General features: G+C 64.5%; 15 protein-coding genes. 8 read left to right on the top strand and 7 right to left on the bottom strand.

Annotated features, from left to right (window positions below; translation table 11 throughout):
• Nucleotides 1-61: 61 nt before the first annotated feature.
• The 3 genes from ACNQPL_RS19585 to pgm all read left to right on the top strand — a co-directional run bounded on the left by ACNQPL_RS19585 (nucleotide 62) and on the right by pgm (nucleotide 5693).
• A complete protein-coding gene (locus ACNQPL_RS19585; RefSeq protein ID WP_416467629.1) occupies nucleotides 62-1711 on the top strand; it encodes a VRR-NUC domain-containing protein in 1650 nt (549 codons plus the stop codon).
• A complete protein-coding gene (locus ACNQPL_RS19580; protein ID WP_416467628.1) occupies nucleotides 1708-3969 on the top strand; it encodes an ATP-dependent DNA helicase in 2262 nt (753 codons plus the stop codon). Before ACNQPL_RS19585 ends, ACNQPL_RS19580 begins: the two co-directional genes overlap by 4 nt.
• Nucleotides 3970-4055: 86 nt before the next feature.
• On the top strand, nucleotides 4056-5693 hold the full coding sequence (pgm, locus tag ACNQPL_RS19575) for a phosphoglucomutase (alpha-D-glucose-1,6-bisphosphate-dependent) (protein ID WP_346615999.1): 1638 nt from the start codon (nucleotides 4056-4058) through the stop codon (nucleotides 5691-5693).
• Between the two features lie 139 nt (nucleotides 5694-5832).
• Here pgm and ACNQPL_RS19570 read toward each other — a convergent pair whose 3' ends face one another.
• Entirely contained in the window at nucleotides 5833-6531 is a 699-nt protein-coding gene (locus ACNQPL_RS19570) for a pirin family protein (protein WP_346615998.1), read from the bottom strand.
• 186 nt (nucleotides 6532-6717) lie between these two features.
• Here ACNQPL_RS19570 and ACNQPL_RS19565 point away from each other — a divergent pair, with 186 nt between their 5' ends.
• From ACNQPL_RS19565 to ACNQPL_RS19550, 4 genes are all read left to right on the top strand, one after another.
• On the top strand, nucleotides 6718-9222 hold the full coding sequence (locus ACNQPL_RS19565; RefSeq protein ID WP_416467627.1) for a UvrD-helicase domain-containing protein: 2505 nt from the start codon (nucleotides 6718-6720) through the stop codon (nucleotides 9220-9222).
• 130 nt (nucleotides 9223-9352) lie between these two features.
• Nucleotides 9353-10279: an alpha/beta fold hydrolase gene (locus ACNQPL_RS19560; protein WP_416467626.1), complete on the top strand. Its 927-nt coding sequence runs from the start codon at nucleotides 9353-9355 to the stop codon at nucleotides 10277-10279.
• Between the two features lie 76 nt (nucleotides 10280-10355).
• A complete protein-coding gene (locus ACNQPL_RS19555) occupies nucleotides 10356-10775 on the top strand; it encodes a VOC family protein (protein ID WP_416467625.1) in 420 nt (139 codons plus the stop codon).
• Between the two features lie 242 nt (nucleotides 10776-11017).
• Nucleotides 11018-12691 (top strand): MFS transporter, encoded by a 1674-nt coding sequence (locus ACNQPL_RS19550; protein ID WP_346615994.1) that lies wholly within the window; start codon nucleotides 11018-11020, stop codon nucleotides 12689-12691.
• A gap of 130 nt (nucleotides 12692-12821) precedes the next feature.
• On the opposite strand, the gene ACNQPL_RS19545 is transcribed toward ACNQPL_RS19550, so the two are convergent.
• The 6 genes from ACNQPL_RS19545 to ACNQPL_RS19520 all read right to left on the bottom strand — a co-directional run bounded on the left by ACNQPL_RS19545 (nucleotide 12822) and on the right by ACNQPL_RS19520 (nucleotide 18061).
• Nucleotides 12822-13391, bottom strand: coding sequence for a hypothetical protein (locus tag ACNQPL_RS19545; protein WP_416467624.1), 570 nt, complete (start codon nucleotides 13389-13391; stop codon nucleotides 12822-12824).
• Nucleotides 13392-13467: 76 nt separating this feature from the next.
• The gene (locus ACNQPL_RS19540; RefSeq protein WP_416467623.1) at nucleotides 13468-13854 is read right to left on the bottom strand and encodes a VOC family protein; all 387 of its coding nucleotides are present in this window, start codon (nucleotides 13852-13854) and stop codon (nucleotides 13468-13470) included.
• A gap of 193 nt (nucleotides 13855-14047) precedes the next feature.
• On the bottom strand, nucleotides 14048-15046 hold the full coding sequence (locus ACNQPL_RS19535) for a transketolase family protein (RefSeq protein ID WP_346615991.1): 999 nt from the start codon (nucleotides 15044-15046) through the stop codon (nucleotides 14048-14050).
• Nucleotides 15043-15891 carry a transketolase gene (locus ACNQPL_RS19530; protein ID WP_387525955.1) on the bottom strand — a complete coding sequence of 283 codons (849 nt, stop codon included), beginning with the start codon at nucleotides 15889-15891 and terminating at the stop codon, nucleotides 15043-15045. The genes ACNQPL_RS19535 and ACNQPL_RS19530 overlap by 4 nt, the downstream gene beginning before the upstream one ends.
• Before the next feature lie 46 nt (nucleotides 15892-15937).
• Nucleotides 15938-17236, bottom strand: coding sequence for an MFS transporter (locus ACNQPL_RS19525; protein WP_416467622.1), 1299 nt, complete (start codon nucleotides 17234-17236; stop codon nucleotides 15938-15940).
• A gap of 75 nt (nucleotides 17237-17311) precedes the next feature.
• Nucleotides 17312-18061 (bottom strand): SDR family NAD(P)-dependent oxidoreductase, encoded by a 750-nt coding sequence (locus ACNQPL_RS19520; RefSeq protein ID WP_416467621.1) that lies wholly within the window; start codon nucleotides 18059-18061, stop codon nucleotides 17312-17314.
• Between the two features lie 187 nt (nucleotides 18062-18248).
• Between ACNQPL_RS19520 and ACNQPL_RS19515 the strand changes: the two genes are divergently transcribed.
• Complete coding sequence (locus tag ACNQPL_RS19515) at nucleotides 18249-19169, top strand: LysR substrate-binding domain-containing protein (protein WP_346615987.1); 921 nt, start codon at nucleotides 18249-18251, stop codon at nucleotides 19167-19169.
• Nucleotides 19170-19695 lie beyond the last annotated feature (526 nt).

The raw sequence follows: 19695 nt of genomic DNA, 5'->3' as shown, positions 1-19695 counted from the left end.
TGCCAGGGCGGGTTATCTGTATGTATAAACAGTGCTCGTCCTCGTTGCCTGACCCTGCCCTGTGATCGCCCACTCTGTCGATGACCCGCTCTACTACCTGCATAACTTCCGCCAGGTGCTGCTGTGGGTTGAACAACGTTATGCCGACCTGCTCGACCCGCACGAGCTGGCCTTCATGCAGGCATTTGCCGGGCTGGACGCGCCGGCCCAGGCCTTGATGGTGCGCATGGTGATGCGCAAGGGCGAGCTGTTTCGCAGCGACCGCCTCGAGTATGCCGAAATCGGCGATACCTGCAGTGCCTTGCAATCGTTGGAGGCGTTGGGCTGGGTACGCGAACCCGAGCACCTGAGCCTGGAGCAGTTGTTTGCCCTGCTGCGCAAGGACGAGCTCGCCAGCGGTTTCGCCGGGCTGCTGAGCCGCCCACGCGCCGCCAAAAGCGATCTGCTCTCGCAACTTCAAGCTTTGGCGCCGGCGCCCAGGCCATTGTCCGAATGGTTTGCGCAGGCCCCGGTGCGCATCGTGCAATGGTGCCTGCAGCCTCTGTGCGACCGCATGCGCCTGCTGTTCTTCGGCAATTTGTACCAGGACTGGTCGGAGTTCGTCCTTGCCGACCTTGGCCTGCTGCGCTTCGAGCAGGTGCCGTTCAGCCCCGGCTCGCGCGCTTTGCAGCAGCGCAGCGAAGTGGACCTGGCCTTGGCCTTGCACCAGTGCGCCGAGCGCCTGGAACAGGGGGAAGGGCCAGGGTCGATTGTTCAGGCATTGGCGGGCTGGCACAGTGACAACCCGTGGCTGGCCCGGCGCCACGGCCGCTTGCTGTTTGCCCTCGGCCAGCAGTGCGAACGCCTGGGCGACTGGGACCTGGCCCTTGCGGTGTATGCCCAGAGCAGCCACGCGCAAGCGCGTATTCGCCAGGTGCGTGTGCTGGAGCGCAGCGAGCGCTGGCAACAGGCCCACGCGCTGGCCGTGCAACTGGCCGAAGCACCGGCCAACCCCCTGGAGGTGCAAGCGCTGCAACGCGTGCTGCCACGCCTGGCGCGCAAACTGGGCGGGCCCGCCCAGCCACGCCGGCGCGCTACGCCCGCGCCGGTGATCGAGCTGGAACTGCCGCGCGAGCACGCCGCGCTGGGTGTCGAAGAGGCGGTACGGCAACACTTGGCGCAAGCGGGTGGTGAGGTTCATTACGTCGAGAACACGCTGTTCAACAGCCTCTTCGGCCTGTTGTGCTGGGACGCGATCTTCGCCCCGGTGCCCGGTGCCTTTTTCAACCCCTTCCAGGCCGCCCCCCAGGATTTGCACGACTGTGACTTCCAGGCACGGCGCGCCGCTCAGTTCGACGCCTGCCTGGGGCGCCTCGACGACGGTACCCATCACCAGGCCATTCTCGACCGTTACGCGGCCAAGCAAGGCCTGCAATCGCCGTTCGTGTTCTGGCCAATGCTCAGCGACGCCTTGCTCACGCAGGCATTGGCCTGCCTGCCGGCCGCGCACCTCAAACACTGCTTCCTGCGCTTGCTGCAGGACATTCGCAACAACCGCGCCGGCATGCCCGACCTGATCCAGTTCTGGCCGGAGCAGGGCCTTTACCGCATGGTCGAGGTCAAGGGGCCGGGCGACCGCCTGCAAGACAACCAATTGCGCTGGCTGGAATTCTGCGCCGAGCACGGCCTGCCGGTAGCGGTGTGCCATGTGCGCTGGAGCGAGGCAGCGTGAGTTACCGGGTAGCGGTGCGTGCCTTGTGTGAGTTCAGCGCCAAGGTCGGTGACCTGGACCTGCGCTTCACCCCGTCGCCCACTGCCCAGGAGGGTATCGAAGGGCATCGCCGGGTAGTGGCCCGGCGTGCGGCTGGTTATGAGGCTGAGGTTGCCCTCGAAGGTAGCTACCAAGGCCTTCAGGTACGTGGCCGCGCCGATGGCTACGACCCGGTTGCCAACCGCCTGGAAGAGATCAAGACCTACCGTGGCGACCTGGCCCGGCAGCCGGCCAACCACCGCCAGTTGCACTGGGCCCAAGCCAAGGTCTACGCCTGGCTGATGTGCCAGGCGCGGCAGTTGCCGGCCATCGAGGTGGCGCTGGTGTACCTGCATGTCGACAACGATGGCCAGACGCTGATCAGCGAACACTACAGCGCCGACACGCTGCAAACCTTCTTCGAAACCCAGTGCCAGCGTTTTCTGGCCTGGGCCCATGGCCAGGAGCAGCGGCTCGCCGAGCGTAACCAGGGCCTGCAGGCGCTGGCGTTTCCTTACCCGCAGTTTCGCCAGGGCCAGCGGCAACTGGCCGAAACCCTGTACAAGGCAGTCAGCACCGGCCGCTGCCTGATGGCCCAAGCCAGTACCGGCATCGGCAAGACCCTCGGCACGCTGTTCCCGCTGCTCAAGGCCATGGTGCCGCAACAGCTCGACAAGCTGTTCTTCCTGACCGCCAAGACGCCTGGGCGGGCACTGGCGCTGGACGCCCTGCAGCAGGTCAGCGACGCCTCGCCGCAACCGGCGTTGCGAACCCTGGAGCTGATCGCCCGCGACAAGGCCTGTGAACACCCGGACAAAGCTTGCCATGGCGAATCCTGCCCGTTGGCGAAAGGCTTCTACGACCGTTTGCCCGCCGCGCGTGAAGCAGCTGCCCAGTTGCCGATGCTGGACCGCGCCCGCCTGCGCGACGTTGCCCTGGCGCATCAGGTTTGCCCGTATTACCTGGGGCAGGAGATGGCCCGCTGGGTGGACGTGCTGGTAGCCGACTACAACTATTACTTCGACGCCCACGCCTTGCTGTTCAGCCTGAGCCAGGCCAACCAGTGGCGGGTGGCGGTGCTGGTGGACGAGGCGCACAACCTGGTGGAGCGCGGCCGCAGCATGTACAGCGCCAGCCTTGACCAGGGGCAACTGATGGCCTTGCGCCAGAGCAAGCCGCAAGGCCTGGTCAGCGCGCTGGACCGGCTCAATCGCCAGTGGAACGCCTTGTACAAGGAGCAACGCGCGCCTTATCAGGCCACTGAGCAATTACCGGACGCCTTTCTGCGTGCGCTGCAGCAGTGCATCGGCCTGATTCAGGAGCGCCTGAACGAAACGCCCACTGAAGTGGATGCGCAGGTGCTGCAGTTTTTCTTCCAGGCGTTGCAGTTCAGCCGTGTTGCCGAACTGTTCGATGAGCACTTCCTGTTCGATGTGAGCCTGCGCGAGGGCCCGCGCAAGCGGCGCCTGGCCAGCCTGTGCTTGCGTAACGTCACCCCCGCACGCCTGCTTGGCCCGCGCATGCAGGCGGCGCGCAGTGTGACGCTGTTCTCGGCCACCCTTAGCCCCCGGCATTTTTACACCGACCTGCTGGGCATGCCGGCGGATACCGCCTGGCTTGAAGTGGCGGCGCCGTTTCGTGCCGAGCAGCTCGAAGTGCGCATCGCCAGCCAGGTCTCCACCCGTTACCGCGAGCGCCAGGCATCGCTGGCGCCGATCGTCGCGCTGATCGCCGAGCAGTACCAGCGTCAGCCGGGCAACTACCTGGCGTTCTTCAGCAGTTTCGAATACCTGCAGCAGGTCCACGCGCTATTGGCCGAGCGGCACCCGGCGATACCGACCTGGGCTCAAGCGCCGGGCATGGATGAAGCCGCGCGTGGGTCATTTCTTGCGCGTTTTGCCCCGGATGGGCAGGGCGTCGGCTTTGCTGTGCTCGGCGGCGCCTTTGGCGAGGGTGTCGACCTGCCCGGCACCCGCCTGATCGGTGCGTTTGTCGCCACTCTTGGGCTGCCTCAGGTCAACCCGGTCAACGAACAGTTCAAGCAACGCCTCGGGCGGCAGTTCGGCGCCGGTTTCGACTATGCCTACCTGTACCCAGGCGTACGCAAGGTGATCCAGGCCGCAGGGCGCGTCATACGCGGCGACCAGGACCGTGGGGTGCTGGTGTTGATCGATGAGCGTTTCGCTGAGGCGCGGGTGCAGCAAATGTTCCCCAGCTGGTGGCAGACGGCCAGCGAATAATCCCAGGCAAGCCCTTCGCATGGCATTGCAACTCCCAGTACACTGCGTGTTCAAACTCCAACATCCGTTGAACTCGAGGTTTTTGCATGACGCTCAGTCCTTTGGCAGGCAAGCCGGCTCCGGCCAGCGTGCTGGTCGATATTCCCCGCCTGCTCACCGCTTACTACACTGGCCGCCCCGACGCGTCCGTGGCGGCCCAGCGCGTGGCCTTCGGCACTTCAGGGCACCGGGGCAGCTCGTTCGACCTGAGCTTCAACGAAGACCACGTACTGGCGATTACCCAGGCCATCTGCCTGTATCGCCAGGAAAAGGGCATCGATGGCCCGCTGTTCATTGGCGCCGACACCCACGCGCTGTCGACGCCGGCCGCTGCCAGCGCGCTGGAAGTGCTGGCCGCCAATGGCGTGCAGGTGATGCTGTCCAAGGACGACGAGTACACCCCGACGCCGGCGGTGTCCCACGCGATCCTCTGCTATAACCGTGGCCGTACACAGGGCCTGGCCGACGGCATCGTCATCACCCCGTCGCACAATCCGCCGCAGAGCGGTGGCTTCAAGTACAACCCACCCAATGGCGGCCCGGCCGACAGCGACGTGACCAAGTGGGTCGAGGCCAAGGCCAATGAACTGCTCGCCGCAGGGCTTGCCGGCGTCAAACGCATGGACCACACCCAGGCGCTGCAGGCACCGACAACCCACCGCCATGACTATGTGAGCAACTACGTTGCCGATCTGGAAAACGTCATCGATTTCGACGTCATCCGCAACGCCAAGCTGCGCCTGGGCGTCGACCCGCTGGGTGGGGCAGGGGTGCGCTACTGGTCGGCAATCGCCGAGCATTACAAGCTGGACCTGGAAGTGGTCAACACCGAGGTCGACCCGACCTTCCGCTTCATGACCGTCGACTGGGACGGCCAGATCCGCATGGACCCATCCTCGCCTTATGCCATGCAAGGCCTGATTGGCCTGCGCGAGCGTTTCGACGTGGCGTTCGCCTGCGACCCGGACCACGACCGGCATGGCATCGTCACCGCCGATGGCCTGCTGCAGCCGAACAACTACCTGGCCGTGGCCATCGACTACCTGTACCGCAACCGCCCGCAGTGGCGTAGCGACGCTGCCGTCGGCAAGACGGTGGTGTCCAGCGGCCTGATCGACCGGGTTACCAAGCGCCTGGGCCGTGAACTGTATGAAGTGCCGGTGGGCTTCAAGTACTTCGCTCAAGGCCTGTTCGACGGTTCGTTGGGTTTCGGGGGGGAAGAGAGTGCCGGTGCGTCGTTCCTGCGCAAGGACGGTTCGGTCTGGGCGACCGACAAGGACGGCCTGATTCCGGCCCTGCTGGCTGCGGAGATGACTGCACGTACGGGTCGCAATCCGAGCCAGGCTTATGCCGACCTCACCGACGCGCTGGGCAAACCATTCGCCACCCGTGTGGAAGCCAAGGCCGATCCGCGCCAGAAAGCCCTGCTGAGCAAATTGGCGCCGGAGCAGGTCAAGTCGACCGAGTTGGCGGGCGAGCCGATCGAGCAGATCCTCAGCCATGCACCGGGCAATGGCCAGGCCATCGGTGGCTTGAAAGTGATGACCGCCAACGGCTGGTTCGCCGCGCGGCCTTCGGGGACCGAAGACATCTACAAAATCTACGCCGAGAGCTTTATCGACGAGGCGCATTTGCAGCGCCTGGTGGCAGAAGCGCAGGTGTTGGTGGATGCCGCAATTGCTTGATTGACCTGATGAAAGGGGGCTGCTTTGCAGCCCATCGCCGGCAAGCCGGCTCCTACAGGTGTTGCACCGCTCTACGGGCCACTGCTAAACCTGTAGGAGCCGGCTTGCCGGCGATGGGCCGCACAGCGGCCCCCCATACTCAAGCCACATCGACCAGCACGATCTCGCTGTCCTCGATGGCCGTTACCCGCAGCACTTCTTCCTCTTCGATCGCTACGCCATCACGGCCCTTGGCGCGCAAGCCGTTGACTTCCACCAGCCCCTTGGCCGGCACCAGGTACCCCCGGCGCCCGGCATCGAAGCGGTATTCAGCCGTCTCACCTGCCTGCAAGGTAGCCGCCACCAGGCGCGCATCGGTGCGGATCTGCAAGCTCTGCTCATCACCCGCCCGGCCGCTGGCCAAGGTCACGAAGCCTTCGCCGCGCTCACCTTTGGGGAACGGCTGGGTACCCCACGACGGTGCATCGCCAACCCGCTCCGGCACAATCCAGATCTGGAAAATGCGCGTGTCGACCTCTTCCAGGTTGTACTCGCTGTGCACGATGCCGCTGCCGGCACTCATCACCTGCACATCACCTGCCTCGGTACGGCCCTTGTTGCCCAGGCTGTCCTGGTGGGTAATGGCGCCCTCACGCACATAGGTGATGATTTCCATGTCGCGGTGCGGGTGTGGCGGGAAGCCGCTGCCAGCCGCGATCAGGTCGTCGTTCCATACCCGCAGGTTGCCCCAGTGCATGCGTGCCGGGTCGTGGTATTCGGCAAACGAGAAGTGGTGGTGGGCGTCGAGCCAGCCGTGGTTGGCGTGGCCGAGGCCTTCGAACGGTCGCAGTTGCAGCATGGTCGGGCTCCTTTAATCAGTGGAATGGCGTAATCATGCTGCAAAAAAAGATCGAAAATAAGCGTGAATATTGGCTGAATACAATCGAATAAGTAGATTGGATATAGCGATGTAAACTGTGCGATTCATCGCCTAATCCACTGATCTGCAAGCATTCGCTGGCGATTTTTTGCCGATGCGGCGAACATGCAGGCTGATTCAATTTTCAACGGAGTGACCGTGGCCCACGAGCAACCCCAGGCCCCAGCCGAACTGACCCCGCCCGCCCAATTGCCCTGGCTGCGGCGCCTTGCCGCGCGGCTGTTGGGCCGTGGCCTCAGCCGCCTGCAGGCACAACACCGCGATTCCTGGTTCCTTGGCCACGCCACCGGCCAGCGCAGTGGCCATGCAGATGGGCTGCGTGATGGCCTGGAGCAGGGGCGGGTCGAAGGTTACGAGGCGGGGCGCCAGGTGCTGGTGATTCGTGATGCGCGCCCGGCCACCGCCGCGGTGCCTGGCCAGGACGATAATCTGTTCGACGACTGGCGCCTGCCGCTGACCGCAGAGCTGAAAAAGCGCTTCAAGGCCGACGTCGCCCAGCGCCTGCCTGCCCAAGCCCAGCCCAGCGCGGCCCAGTGGAAGCTGATTTTCAGCGACACACCGTCCACCTGCGTGGTGGCCGGGGCCGGGGCGGGCAAATCCACCTCGCTGGTGCTGCGCATTCTGCTGCTGCGCCATTACCTGGGCTATGAGCTGGATGCGATGACCGTGGTGACCTTCACCCGTGAGTCACGCAAGGACTTCATCAAGCGCCTGGTGCAGGTGTTCGGGCTGTGGCAGCTCGACCTGCCGCCCGCCCACGCGCGCGAGCTCGTGCGCACCTTCCATTCGCGCATACTGCCGCTGGTGCGCAGCCTGCCGGGGTTCGGCCAGGTGCGCGCGTTCGAGACCCTGGGTAACGAAATGCCTGCGGGGCGCGAAGCGGAGGCCGAGAGCAACCCATTCGACTTGCGCCTGAACGACGCCCAGCGTCAGCAGCTCAACCTGTGCTATCGCGACCTGCTCGCCGAAAGCCCACGCTTTACCGAGATTGTCGCGCACCTGCGCCGTGATGCCCTGCAACTCAAACCGCTGGACCCGGGCCACCCCGATGTGCAGAAGCGCGTGCAGGTGACGCAACTGGCCGCCCAGCGCGACGAAGAGCTGTGCGACGTGATCGAGGACTTGTGGTTCGCCGCCGGCGTGTGGCCGATCAAAGGCATCGAGCCGTGCCGCGAAACGGTCGAGATCCGCGGCAGCCGGTTCCATGTGCATGGCCGCCTGGAGGGCCTGGATGCCTGGGTGGTGCTGGGTTTCGACCCGTCGGAAAGCGCGCAATACCAGCGCCCTGGCGCCAAGCTGGCAGTGCGTGCGGAATGGGCGGTCAAGCGCACGTTGCTGCAGGCGTTCTGTGACAAGCCGCTGATCTGGCTGGACAACTACGCCATGGCCCGGCGCCTGGCCGCTTCGCTGGCGGGCGATGCGGTGGCAGGGCCGGGCTTCGAGTACAAGGTCAAAGGCGAACTGGCCCCGGCGCCGTTGCTTGATGCCTTCGTAGGTGCGGCAAGCTTTATCGAGAACCTGGGCCTGGAGGTGAACAGCGCCGTGGCGGCCATGAGCTTCCCGTCCGGTGACAGCGATGCGCTGTTCTTCGAGGCTCTTGCGCTGTACTGGAAGGCCCTCGAGGCGCACCTGCTGAACCAGTCGCCACCGGTGATGAGCTACAACCGCATGTTCGCCCTGTTCGGCGAAAACAACCCGGAAAACCTGCAACTGCTGCCGGACCCGTTGCTCAGGCCGTTGGCACACCTGATGATCGATGAGTTCCAGGACGTCTCCCCGCAAATCGTCAGCTGGCTGCGCGCCAGCCTCGCCGAGATCCGCCGCCGTGGCCCGAGCATGCACACGGGCCGCAACGCCCAGCATTCCTCGCTGCTGTGCGTGGGTGACGACTGGCAGTCGATCTACGGCTGGCGTGGCAGTTCGCCCAAGTACTTCATGGAGTTCACCAAGGCGTTCCCGTCACCGGCCAACACACGGGTGATGCTGGTGGACAACTACCGGTGCCAACAACAGGTGATCGATGCGGCTGAGCACCTGGTAAAGGGCACCCCGGCCATTGCTGGCAAGAAGGCGCGTGCCAGCGGGCCTGCCGCCGAGTTGCCTGGCGCGCCGGTCAGGGTCTTCGACCGAGACGAGGCCGCCCTGGGCGAGACGCTCATCGAGCATTACCAGCGCGGCGAGTCGGTGATGTTGCTGTACCGCAAGGGCAGCGACAAAGCCCTGATGAATGACCACCTGCACAGTGTGCTGCAGGCCGAAGCGGCGTTGCCTGCAGAGCAGCGCCGCCTGCGCCAGTTGACGTATCACAGCGCCAAGGGGCTGCAGGCCGATGCCGTGTTCATGCTCGGCGACTGTCAGTACCTGACCAGTTCACCGTACAAGAACCAGGTGTATCGGCTGGCCGGGCTGGGCCGCTCGGGCGATGCGCAACCGTTCGACACGGCGCAGAAGGAAGAGGTGCAGCGCCTGGCCTACGTCGCGGTGACGCGCGCAGTCAGGCACTGTTACTGGCATGTCGAGGCCACCCAGGGCGAGGCGCCGGGCGTTTCGCGGGCCTCCAGCCAGGTGGATGGCCGGCAGGTGTTCTTCGAGGACTTGCGCGGCCAGTGAGGGCAAAAGCGACTTCGCTCAGCCTGCCTCGGTAAAGGTCGGTCTCGCGCACGTCTGGGTCGGTAGCGGGCCAGCAGCCACGGCGCATCTGCGAGAGGGTGAAGCACGCCATGGGCCAAGGAGAATCACGATGCGCTCACCGTGCAGCCCCAAGGATCATTTGCTTGACCTCAACGGTATCGAAATAGCGGTACGCACCTGGGGGCCGGAAGACGGCATACCTGTGCTGGCCTTGCACGGCTGGCTGGACAATGCCGCGTCGTTCGAGCGGCTTGCACCGTTGCTCGACGGCTGCTTCGTGGTCGCCCCCGACCTGGTCGGCCACGGCCGCTCCGACCATCGCCGCCACGACAGTGGCTACTACCTCTGGGAGCACGCCGAGGACATGCTGGCGGTCACCGACAGCCTGGGGCTGGCGCAATTCCATGTGCTGGCCCACGGCATGGGCAGCGGCATTGCTTCGTTGCTGGCAGCCATGACCAGCAGCATAGCCAGCATGATTTTTATCGACGGCATGGGCGCGCCGTTCACCGTCAGTGAAGACAGCCGGGTAGAGCACCTGGCCCGCGCCTACCGGCTCAAGCGCATGCTCCAGCGCAGCCAGTTGCAGCGTTTTGGCGAGCCGGATGCTAGCCGCTTCGACAACCTCGAAACGGCCATGCAGCAACGGCGCCGTCGCCTGGATGGTGAATTGTCGGAGGAGGCCGCCCGTGTACTGGCTCAGCGTGACCTGCTGCAACTGGCCGACGGCTATTGCTGGCGCCACGACCCGCGCCTGGTGCTGCCAGAGCCCATGCCATTGACCGAGCGGGAAGCCTGTGACTTGCTCAGGGAAATCCGCTGCCCGCTGTACCTGATGTTCGGCCGGCAGGGCGCATTCACCGCCGGGGCGTTCGAACGGCGCGAGGCGTCATTGCCCGCTAATGCGCGGGTCTCCTGGCACCCAGGGGGGCACCATTTTCACTTGGAGGCACCGGACCGTGCGCTGGTCGATCAGATCCTGCGCGTGCTGGCGCGCCATGAGGGCGGGCTGCTGCAGCGGCTGGTCAACGAATAACCGGTAATGGTCGATCGGCCTGCCGATGCGCTATGGTGGTGCACGACACCCCGCCCGCGCCACAAGGAGATCCGGCATGCGACCGTTCGCCATCAAGCACATCGACCACCTGGTGTTGCGGGTCAGCGACCTGCAACGCAGCGTGGCCTTCTACCGCGATTTGCTGGGTTGCACGGTGAGAAGGGTGCGCGACGACCTGGGGATGGTCCACCTGGCCACCGGTACTGCAATGATCGACCTGGTCACCCTCGATGGCCCGCTGGGCCGCCCAGGCGGCGCCGCGCCAGGGCCTGAGGGGCGCAACCTGCACCACTTCTGCCTGCGTATCGAGCCGTTCGATGAGCAGGCATTGACCCTGTATCTGCAAGCAAACGGTGTGGCCGTGGAGCCTGCCGAAAAGCGCTACGGCGCCGAAGGCGAGGGGCCGTCGCTGTATTGCTACGACCCGGATGGCAACCAGGTCGAACTCAAAGGGCCAGTGCCGCAGGGCTTATGACCGGGCTCAGGTGATGCGCCCGTTGGCTGAGGTGGCGGCAGTTTTCGGGGTAATGGCATTCGCAGGTGCTGGCAAGTGGACATCCCGGCAAAGCCGATTATGCTTCAGATACCTTGCTGCGATCCGAGGCGGCCCGCCTCGTCGTGCTTCGCGCAACCAAAGCAAGCCCTAGGGCCTGGGTGCGACGGTGAAATGGGTGTGAGGTACTCCGGCCTGCGATAACCACAATCCGGAGGCAACCCATGGCGGTTCTCGACAGCGCATCCACGGGCAGTAGCGCGCCCCAACGGGGTATCACCAAGGAGGAGCGCAAGGTCATCTTCGCCTCCTCGCTGGGTACCGTGTTCGAATGGTACGACTTCTACCTTTACGGCTCACTGGCGGCGATCATCGCCAAGCACTTCTTCGCCGGCGTCAACGAAACCACCTCATTCATCTTTGCCCTGCTGGCCTTTGCCGCGGGGTTTGCCGTGCGGCCGTTCGGCGCCATCGTGTTCGGCCGGCTGGGCGACATGATCGGGCGCAAGCACACGTTCCTGATCACGATCGTGATCATGGGCCTGTCGACGGCGATAGTCGGGCTGCTGCCCAGCTATGCCACGATCGGCGTGGCCGCGCCGGTGATCCTGATCAGCCTGCGGCTGCTGCAGGGCTTGGCATTGGGCGGCGAGTATGGCGGTGCGGCCACCTATGTCGCCGAGCATGCGCCCAAGGGCCGGCGTGGCTTCTTCACGGCCTGGATCCAGACCACTGCGACCCTCGGGCTGTTCCTGTCGTTGCTGGTGATCCTGGCCTGCCGCACAGCGATGGGCACCGAGGCGTTCGAAGCCTGGGGCTGGCGCATTCCGTTCCTGCTGTCGATCCTGCTGCTGGCGATCTCGGTGTACATCCGCCTGCAGCTCAACGAGTCGCCGGTGTTCTTGAAGATGAAGGCCGAGGGCAAGGCGTCGAAAGCGCCGCTGACAGAGTCGTTTGCCCGCTGGGAGAACCTCAAGGTGGTGATCATGGCGCTGCTCGGCGGCACCGCCGGCCAGGCGGTGGTGTGGTACACCGGGCAGTTCTATGCGTTGTTCTTCCTGTTGCAGACGCTGAAGATCGACCCGCAGACGGCCAACTTGCTGATTGCGGGGTCGTTGCTGATCGGCACGCCGTTCTTCATCTTCTTCGGCAGCCTGTCCGACCGCATCGGGCGCAAGAAGATCATCATGGCAGGCTGCATCATCGCCGCGCTGACCTACTTCCCGATCTTCAAGGCGCTGACCGAGTACGGCAACCCGGACGTGTTCGTCGCCCAGGAGCAGAACCCTGTGGTGGTGGTCGCCGACCCTGACCAGTGCGCGTTCCAGTTCGACCCGGTGGGCAAGGCCAAATTCACCAGCTCCTGCGACATCGCCAAGAGCCTGCTGGCCAAGCGTGCAATCCCTTACCAGAACGTGAAGGCCGAGCCCGGCAGTGTGGCGCAGATCCGCATTGGCGAACGGGTGATCCCAAGCTTTGACGGCAGCCGCCTGCCGGCAGCCGAGCTGAAGACCCAGGGCGACGCCTTTACCGCAACCTTGACCGGGGCCTTGAAAGAGGCCGGCTACCCCGAGAAGGCGGACCCTGCGAAAATCCACTACCCGATGGTGCTGTTGCTGCTGACCATCCTGGTGATCTACGTGACCATGGTCTACGGGCCGATCGCAGCCTGGCTGGTGGAGCTGTTCCCGGCGCGCATCCGCTACACCTCGATGTCGCTGCCCTACCACATCGGCAACGGCTGGTTCGGCGGCTTTCTGCCGACCGTGGCGTTTGCCATGGTGGCGGCCACCGGGGACATCTACTACGGGCTGTGGTACCCGATCGTGATCGCGGTGATGACGGCGGTGCTGGGGATCTTCTTCCTGCCGGAGACCAAGGACCGGGAAATTACTTGATCCTTGTGTAGGGCTTTCGGGCCTCATCGCCGGCAAGCCGGCTCCCACAGTTACACCACTGCTCTGAAGGCGGGCGGGGTACCTGTGGGAGCCGGCTTGCCGGCGATGAGGCCGGTATTGAAAAACACCGTCAGTCGAAATACCCACGCAAGCTGAAGGCGTAGCCGATATCCACGTCCTTGGCTTCACCCCGGCTCCAGCGCTTGGTCAACACGAACTCGAACGCGGGCTCGTACAAACCGTCACTCACCACCGCGCCCCCCAGCACCTCGACGTCATACCAGCCGTTCTCCAGCTCGATGATCGGCCGCCCCGGCACCTGATAGCGCGCCAGCAGGTCGCCGAGGGTCTTGTTGGTGAAATGCTGGAGGATGCGCCAGGTGTACACCATCACCGCACGGTATTCGACCTGCAGCACATAGCCGTTACGCCGGTGCTTCAGGCGGCTGCCCGGCTCAAGCAGGGCCGGGGTGGCGCCATCGAGGGTGAAGATGATGTGGTAGGGCAGGTTGTCGACGCCGGCCAAAGGCAGCACGACACCCTCGCGCACCGCTTGGTCACCGCTGTCGTTATGGGTGAATTCGCTGGCCAGGTCGTCGGGCAGGCCATGTTCATGCTTGAAGCGGTCGAGCAACTGGATGTCGCCGACCAGCAAGTAATCGACCAGGTCGTTGAGCACTTCGCTGAATTCGTGGCGCATTGGTTTTCCTTGTTGTGGCGCACCGGGAACTGCAGCAAATGTAGCGAATGCAACGTTGGCCTGCCATGGCCTGGCGTCAATGCTTCTGGGCGAGTTGGATCAGGTTGCCACAGGTGTCGTCGAACACCGCGACGGTGACCGGGCCCAGGTCGGTCGGTGGCTGGGTGAATTTCACGCCGGCCTTGCACAAGCGTGTGTATTCGGCCTGGATGTCGCGCACGCCGAAGGAGGTCGCCGGGATGCCATCCTGTCGAAGCGCTGCCTTGTAGGTTTTGGCCGCAGGGTGGCTATCGGGTTCCAGCACCAGCTGGACGCCGTTGGGCTCGTGGGGGGAGGTCAGGGTGAGCCAGCGATGCTGGCCCAGGGGTATATCGTCCTTGGGCTCGAAACCGAGCACGTAATGGTAGAAAGCCAAGGCCTTGGCCTGGTCGTCGACGAGGATGCTGGTGACAACGATCTTCATAGGCGCACACCTTCCTGCGGCTGTTTAACTTCCAGTAAAGACGGTCTGGGCTGATTCTCCAGCCGGGTTGGCTGTCAGTACCAGCCTCATCGCCGGCAAGCCGGCTCCTGCAGTTACCGCACCGCACGTGGATTCGGTGCTTTTGTGCAGGCGCGGGCTTGCCCGCGATGAGGCCGGTAGTGCCGCTAGCAGATCACAGCCAGCCCTTGATCTGCTGCGCCACAGCCTCGGTGGAAATCCCGTACCGGTCATGCAAGGTCGGCAGCGCCCCCGCATCGAGGAACGCATCAGGCAGCCCGATCTGGCGGAAGGTCGGCGTCACGCCATTGCGCAACAGCACGCCGGCCACTGCTTCACCCAAGCCACCAATGACCGAGTGGTTCTCCGCCGTCACCACCAGGCGCCCCGGTTTGCGCGCCTCGGCCAGTATCGTTGCTTCATCCAGCGGCTTGATCGTCGGCACATGCAGCACCGACACGTCCACGCCATCCTTGTGTAGCTGCTCGGCTGCCTCCAACGCGCGCATGGTCATCAGGCCACTGGCAATCACCAGCACGTCGCGCCCGCCGCGCACCACTTGTGCCTTGCCCAGCTGGAACTGGTAGTCGTACCGGTCCAGCACCAACGGCACATTACCGCGCAGCAAGCGCATGTACACGGGGCCTTGGTGGGCAGCGATGGCCGGCACCGCCTGCTCGATTTCCAGCGCATCGCAGGGGTCGACGATCATCAGGTTGGGCATGGCGCGCATGATCGCCAGGTCATCGGTGGCCTGGTGGCTGGGGCCATAGCCGGTGGTCAGGCCGGGCAGGGCGCAGACGATCTTGACGTTGAGGTTCTCTTCGGCAATGGCCATGCAGATGAAATCGTACGCCCGCCGTGAAGCAAACACCGCGTAGGTGGTGGCGAAGGGGGTAAAGCCTTCGCGGGCCATGCCAGCGGCAGCGCTCATCAGCAATTGTTCGGCCATGCCCATCTGGTAGAAGCGGTCTGGGTGGGCCTTGGCGAAGATGTGCAAGTCGGTGTATTTGGACAGGTCGGCGCTCAAGCCGACGATGTCCTGGCGCTGCTCGGCCAGCGCTGCCAGGGCATGGCCGAACGGCGCCGGCCGGGTTGGCTGGCCCTCGGCGGCAATCGAGGCGATCATCGCCGAAGTGGTCAGGCGTTTTTGCGGTGCGGTCTGGCTGTTCATGCGTGGCTCCCGGCGTCCAGTGCTTGCAGGGCAAGGTCCCATTCGTGTTCGTCGACACGGATGAAGTGGGTCTTGTCGCGGTTTTCGAGGAAGGGCACACCCTTGCCCATGCGCGTGTCGCAAATGATCACCCGCGGTTGCGCAGCGCTATGCGCACGGGCTTGGTCGAAGGCCTTGACCAAGGCATCGAGGTCGTTGCCGTCGACCCGTTGCGCATACCAGCCGAACGCCTGCCAGCGCTCGACGATCGGCTCGAAGGCGAGAATCTCGCTGGAGTGGCCGTCGGCCTGCTGGTTGTTGACGTCGACGATGGCGATCAGGTTGTCGAGCTTGCGGTGGCTGGCGGACATCACCGCTTCCCAGGTCGAGCCTTCGTTCAGTTCACCGTCGGAAAGCAGGTTGTACACCCAGTTGCTCGAGCCTTTGCGCTTGAGCCCAAGGCAGGCGCCAACGGCGATGCCAAGGCCATGGCCGAGCGAGCCGCCGGTGATTTCCATGCCGGGGGTGTAGGCCGCCATCCCGGACATCGGCAGGCGGCTGTCGTCGCTGCCGTAGGTTTCCAGTTCGTCTTCTGGGATGACACCGGCCTCGATCAGCGCCGCATACAGGGCAATGGCGTAATGGCCGATGGACAGGTAGAAGCGGTCGCGGTGCTCCCATTCGGGGTTGGCCGGGTCCATGCGCAGGGCATGAAAGTAGGCCACTGCCAGCAGGTCGGCAGCGCCGAGCGCCTGGCCGATGTAGCCCTGACCCTGGACCTGGCCCATGCGCAGGGCATGGCGACGAATGTTGTGGGCGCGCGCAGCCAGAGGCAGCGCACCCGGGGTAGCGGGTACGGCGTTCATGGGGGGACTCCTTGCAGAGGAAATTACACAGTTGGTTGCAGACGCGTTAGCGGTTGACCAGGCTGGCCGGAATGCGGAACACCAGCCCGGCGCCGAAGATCAGCACGGCGGTGATCAGGTACATGCCGATGGCGTTGCTGCCCAGGGTGCTGGTGACCCAGCCGATCAGGAAGGGCGAGCAGAACCCGGCCAGGTTGGCGAAGCTGTTGACTGCCGCGATACCTGCGGCTGCCGAAACACCGCCCAACAGGGTGGTCGGCAACATCCAGAACAGCGACGAGGCAGACAGAATACCGGCGGCGGCCAGGCACAAACTGAGGATCGACAGGCTCAGGTGGCTGGCGAACAGTGCGGCCAGGGTCAGGCCGAGGGCCCCGGCAAGCATGGGGATCGCCAGGTGCCAGCGGCGTTCGCGGTGGCGGTCGCCGCTGCGGCCGGCCAGCAGCATGACGCCGATCGCACAGAGGTATGGCAGGCTGGTCAGCAGGCCGATGTGCAAGGGCTCGCTGACGCCCGCGTTGCGCACCAGCGACGGGAGCCAGAAAGTAATGGCGTACTGGCCCATGACCACACAGAAGTAGATGCCCGCCAGTAACCACAGGCGCCGGTCGCGGATGAAATCACCCACCGAGCCGTGATGCACCTTGTGCTGCTCGTCTTCGGCCAGTTCCTTGCGCACCAGCGCCTTTTCTTCATCGCTGAGCCAGTGCGCCTGCTCGACACCATCTTTCAGGTAGCTCAGCACCAGGATGCCCACCAGCACCGTGGGGATCGCCTCCAGCAGGAACATCCATTGCCAGCCGGCCCAGCCATGCACGCCGGCAAAGCGCTCCATGATCCAGCCGGACAGCGGCCCGCCGACCATGCCCGAGAGCGGAATGGCGATGAACCACAGGGCGGTCATCTTTGCCCGCCGATAGGAAGGGAACCAGTACGTCAGGTACAGCAGCAGGCCCGGTGCCAGGCCGGCCTCGGCGACCCCGAGGAAGAAGCGCAGGGTGTAGAACTGCCAGGCTGTCTCGACGAAGGCGAACAGCGCCGAGATGATGCCCCAGGTGATCATGATGCGGGCGATCCAGCGCCGCGCGCCGACCTTGTGCAGGATGATGTTGCTGGGCACCTCGCAGAGGAAGTAGCCAATGAAGAACATGCCCGCGCCCAGGCCGTAAACCGCCTCGGACAGCGCCAGGTCGTCCATCATCTGCAGTTTGGCGAAACCGACGTTGACCCGGTCGAGGTAGGCACACAGGTAGCACAGCATGAGAAACGGCATCAGCCGCCAGGCGGTCTTGCGGTAGGCATGGCTGCGCGCGGCGGTCGCCGCATCGAGGACGAGTGTAGTCATGTCGATCTGATCTCTTGTTGTTATCGATTGCCCCGCCGTGGCGGGGCTCAGATGCGAAATATCATGGCGCGTCGCTTAGTGGATCAGCATGCCCCCATTAACGTCCAGGGTAATGCCGGTCAGGTAGCTGGACAGGTCGCTGGCCAGGAACAGCGCGGCGTTGGCCACGTCACCGGCTTCGCCCAGGCGGCCCAGCGGAATGCCTTCGATGATGGCGTGGCGGCGCTCGTCCTGCATCAGGCCGCCGGTGATGTCGGTGTGGATCAGCCCGGGAGTGATGGCGTTGACCCGCACGTTGTCCGGCCCCAGTTCACGCGCCATGGCCTTGCCCAGGCCAAGTACAGCGGCTTTGGCGGCGCTGTAGTGCGGGCCGCCGAAGATACCGCCGCCACGTTGCGCCGAGACCGACGACATGCAGATGATGCTGCCCGAGCGCTGGGCGCGCATCGTCGGGATCACGGCCTGGGACATCAGCAGGGTGCCGCGCAGGTTGACGTCGAGGATGCGGTCGTAGTCCTTGCCGGTGATTTCCAGGGTTTTCACGGGCTGGGTAATGCCCGCGTTGTTGACCAGCACATCGATGCGGCCGAAATGGGCCAGCACCTCGGCCGCCGCGTCGCGCACCTGCGCTTCGTCAGCCACGTTGGCGGCCAGGCCCAGGTGGCCCTCGCCGAGCAGTGCGGCGGCATCGCGCGCGGCATTCAGGTCGAGGTCGAGGATGGCCACCTTGGCGCCTTGGGCGGCAAAGGCCTGGGCAGTGGCGCGGCCGATACCGCGCGCAGAGGCGGCGCCGGTGACGATTGCAATCTTGCCTTCGAGTAGCATGGGCAGTGCTCCGGATGATTGTTGTTGTGAGCAGCGGTTCCAGGCAGAACCGATGAGCACAGCTTGGTACCCGCGCCGGCACTGGGCAACGCAGTGCGGTTCAGCCTATGCTGAAAAAAATTCAGCACGGGGCGGTTGTCGGCCACGTAGGCTGGCAACGCTTTAGCCAGTTCACCCAAGGAATTCGATGAATCACGACACGGGCAAGAAGCCCCTTCAGCTACCACCGCTGAAAGCAATTCAGGCCTTCGAGCAGGCGGCGCGGTTTGGCAACGTCGCTCGCGCCGCCGAACAACTGAACTTGACGCCTTCGGCGGTCAGTCACCAGATTGCCAACCTGGAGGCGTTGATTGGCCGCCCGCTTTTTCTCCGTACAGCCAAGGGCGTGACCCTGACGGCTGCGGGCGACCAGTACTTGCGTGAGGTGTCCGGCATTTTGCAGAGCCTGGCCACGGCCACGGAACGCGCCGGCAGTGCCGTGGGCTTCGATTGCCTGCGCCTGCATTCGGCGCCGAGCTTTGGCCTGCTCTGGCTGCTGCCGCGGCTGGAGCAGTTCCGCGCCAGCCACCCGGACATTCAGATCAACCTGTCCTGTTCCTACGAGGCGCTGCATTTCGGCCGCCACCAGATCGACGTGGACATCCGCCACGGTTACCCCAATTGGCCCAGCCTGGAAGTGCGCACCATCCGCCACGAACGCACCACGGTATTGGCCTCACCGGCCCTGTTGGAGCGCCAGCCGATCCAGCAGCCCGCCGACCTGCTGGGGCAAAACCTGATTCTGTCCGAGTCGGCACTGGTGCAATGGCCGCAGTGGTTTGCCCAGCAGGGTGTATCGCTGCCGCAGGCGCCATTCGCCTTGAGTTTCGACCGCTCGTACATGAGCCTGGAGGCGGCGAGCCATGGGTATGGCTTTGCCCTGGAAAGCTCGTTGCTGTCACAGGACTATGTAGCGCGTGGGCAGTTGGTGGCGGTGTTTGGCGCCGAGCAGGCCAGCCCGGTGAGTGCGCACCACCTGGTGTTTCCGCGAGGGCACGCGGAGTTGCCGCGGGTGCGGCGGTTTCTGGCGTGGATGCAGGGGCAGTTGGGGCATGATTTCAGCTATTGAGGTGGCGGTGCGGAGTTCGCCGATGATTTTTTAGGGCCCTTGAGATCGAGCGCCGCCCGCGCGGCGCTTCGCGGGACAAGCCCGCTCCCACATTTGTTGCAACGTGCCATTCCAGTCAGGCCATGGTTGTCCGCCTTGGCGCATGACTAAAGACAGGTGAGGCGGCAGCAGTGCCAGCCGAAAAACCTCGTCGAGCCCCCAAGGCTAACAACTATGGCCCATCAGGCCATGGCACGTTGCAACAAATGTGGGAGCGGGCTTGCCCCGCGAAGCGCCGCGCGGGCGGCGCTCGATCTCAAGGGCGCAAAAAATCCCAAGGCAGGCGCTTCGCGAAGCGCCGCCCGCACGGCGCTCGATCTGGAAATCACTGTCGCCATGCACTTCAATACCCCCGCTGCGCCGGCTCATCACGAAAAATATGCTCAAGCCATAGGCAAATCCTTCATCACCCAGCAGCCCACTGGATCAAGCCACAGGGTAAAGTCACAGGAAATTTCAAGGCGCCCGCGAACGGCGTCAACGAGGT

The sequence above is a fragment of the Pseudomonas sp. LFS044 genome (assembly GCF_047978245.1).
GTDB lineage: Bacteria > Pseudomonadota > Gammaproteobacteria > Pseudomonadales > Pseudomonadaceae > Aquipseudomonas.
The sequence above is the reverse complement of the archived record's forward strand: the minus strand, read 5'-3'. Positions and strand labels throughout refer to the sequence as shown.

What these genes read in the sequence shown, in the direction of transcription:
- ACNQPL_RS19540 (WP_416467623.1), bottom strand. Translation starts at nt 13,854, where the DNA reads ATGAAGATCGTTGTCACCAGCATCCTCGTCGACGACCAGGCCAAGGCC.
- ACNQPL_RS19560 (WP_416467626.1), top strand. Translation starts at nt 9,353, where the DNA reads ATGCGCTCACCGTGCAGCCCCAAGGATCATTTGCTTGACCTCAACGGT.
- ACNQPL_RS19555 (WP_416467625.1), top strand. Translation starts at nt 10,356, where the DNA reads ATGCGACCGTTCGCCATCAAGCACATCGACCACCTGGTGTTGCGGGTC.
- ACNQPL_RS19570 (WP_346615998.1), bottom strand. Translation starts at nt 6,531, where the DNA reads ATGCTGCAACTGCGACCGTTCGAAGGCCTCGGCCACGCCAACCACGGC.
- ACNQPL_RS19530 (WP_387525955.1), bottom strand. Translation starts at nt 15,891, where the DNA reads ATGAACGCCGTACCCGCTACCCCGGGTGCGCTGCCTCTGGCTGCGCGC.
- ACNQPL_RS19520 (WP_416467621.1), bottom strand. Translation starts at nt 18,061, where the DNA reads ATGCTACTCGAAGGCAAGATTGCAATCGTCACCGGCGCCGCCTCTGCG.
- pgm (WP_346615999.1), top strand. Translation starts at nt 4,056, where the DNA reads ATGACGCTCAGTCCTTTGGCAGGCAAGCCGGCTCCGGCCAGCGTGCTG.
- ACNQPL_RS19535 (WP_346615991.1), bottom strand. Translation starts at nt 15,046, where the DNA reads ATGAACAGCCAGACCGCACCGCAAAAACGCCTGACCACTTCGGCGATG.
- ACNQPL_RS19525 (WP_416467622.1), bottom strand. Translation starts at nt 17,236, where the DNA reads ATGACTACACTCGTCCTCGATGCGGCGACCGCCGCGCGCAGCCATGCC.
- ACNQPL_RS19545 (WP_416467624.1), bottom strand. Translation starts at nt 13,391, where the DNA reads ATGCGCCACGAATTCAGCGAAGTGCTCAACGACCTGGTCGATTACTTG.
- ACNQPL_RS19565 (WP_416467627.1), top strand. Translation starts at nt 6,718, where the DNA reads ATGCAGGCTGATTCAATTTTCAACGGAGTGACCGTGGCCCACGAGCAA.
- ACNQPL_RS19550 (WP_346615994.1), top strand. Translation starts at nt 11,018, where the DNA reads ATGGCGGTTCTCGACAGCGCATCCACGGGCAGTAGCGCGCCCCAACGG.
- ACNQPL_RS19515 (WP_346615987.1), top strand. Translation starts at nt 18,249, where the DNA reads ATGAATCACGACACGGGCAAGAAGCCCCTTCAGCTACCACCGCTGAAA.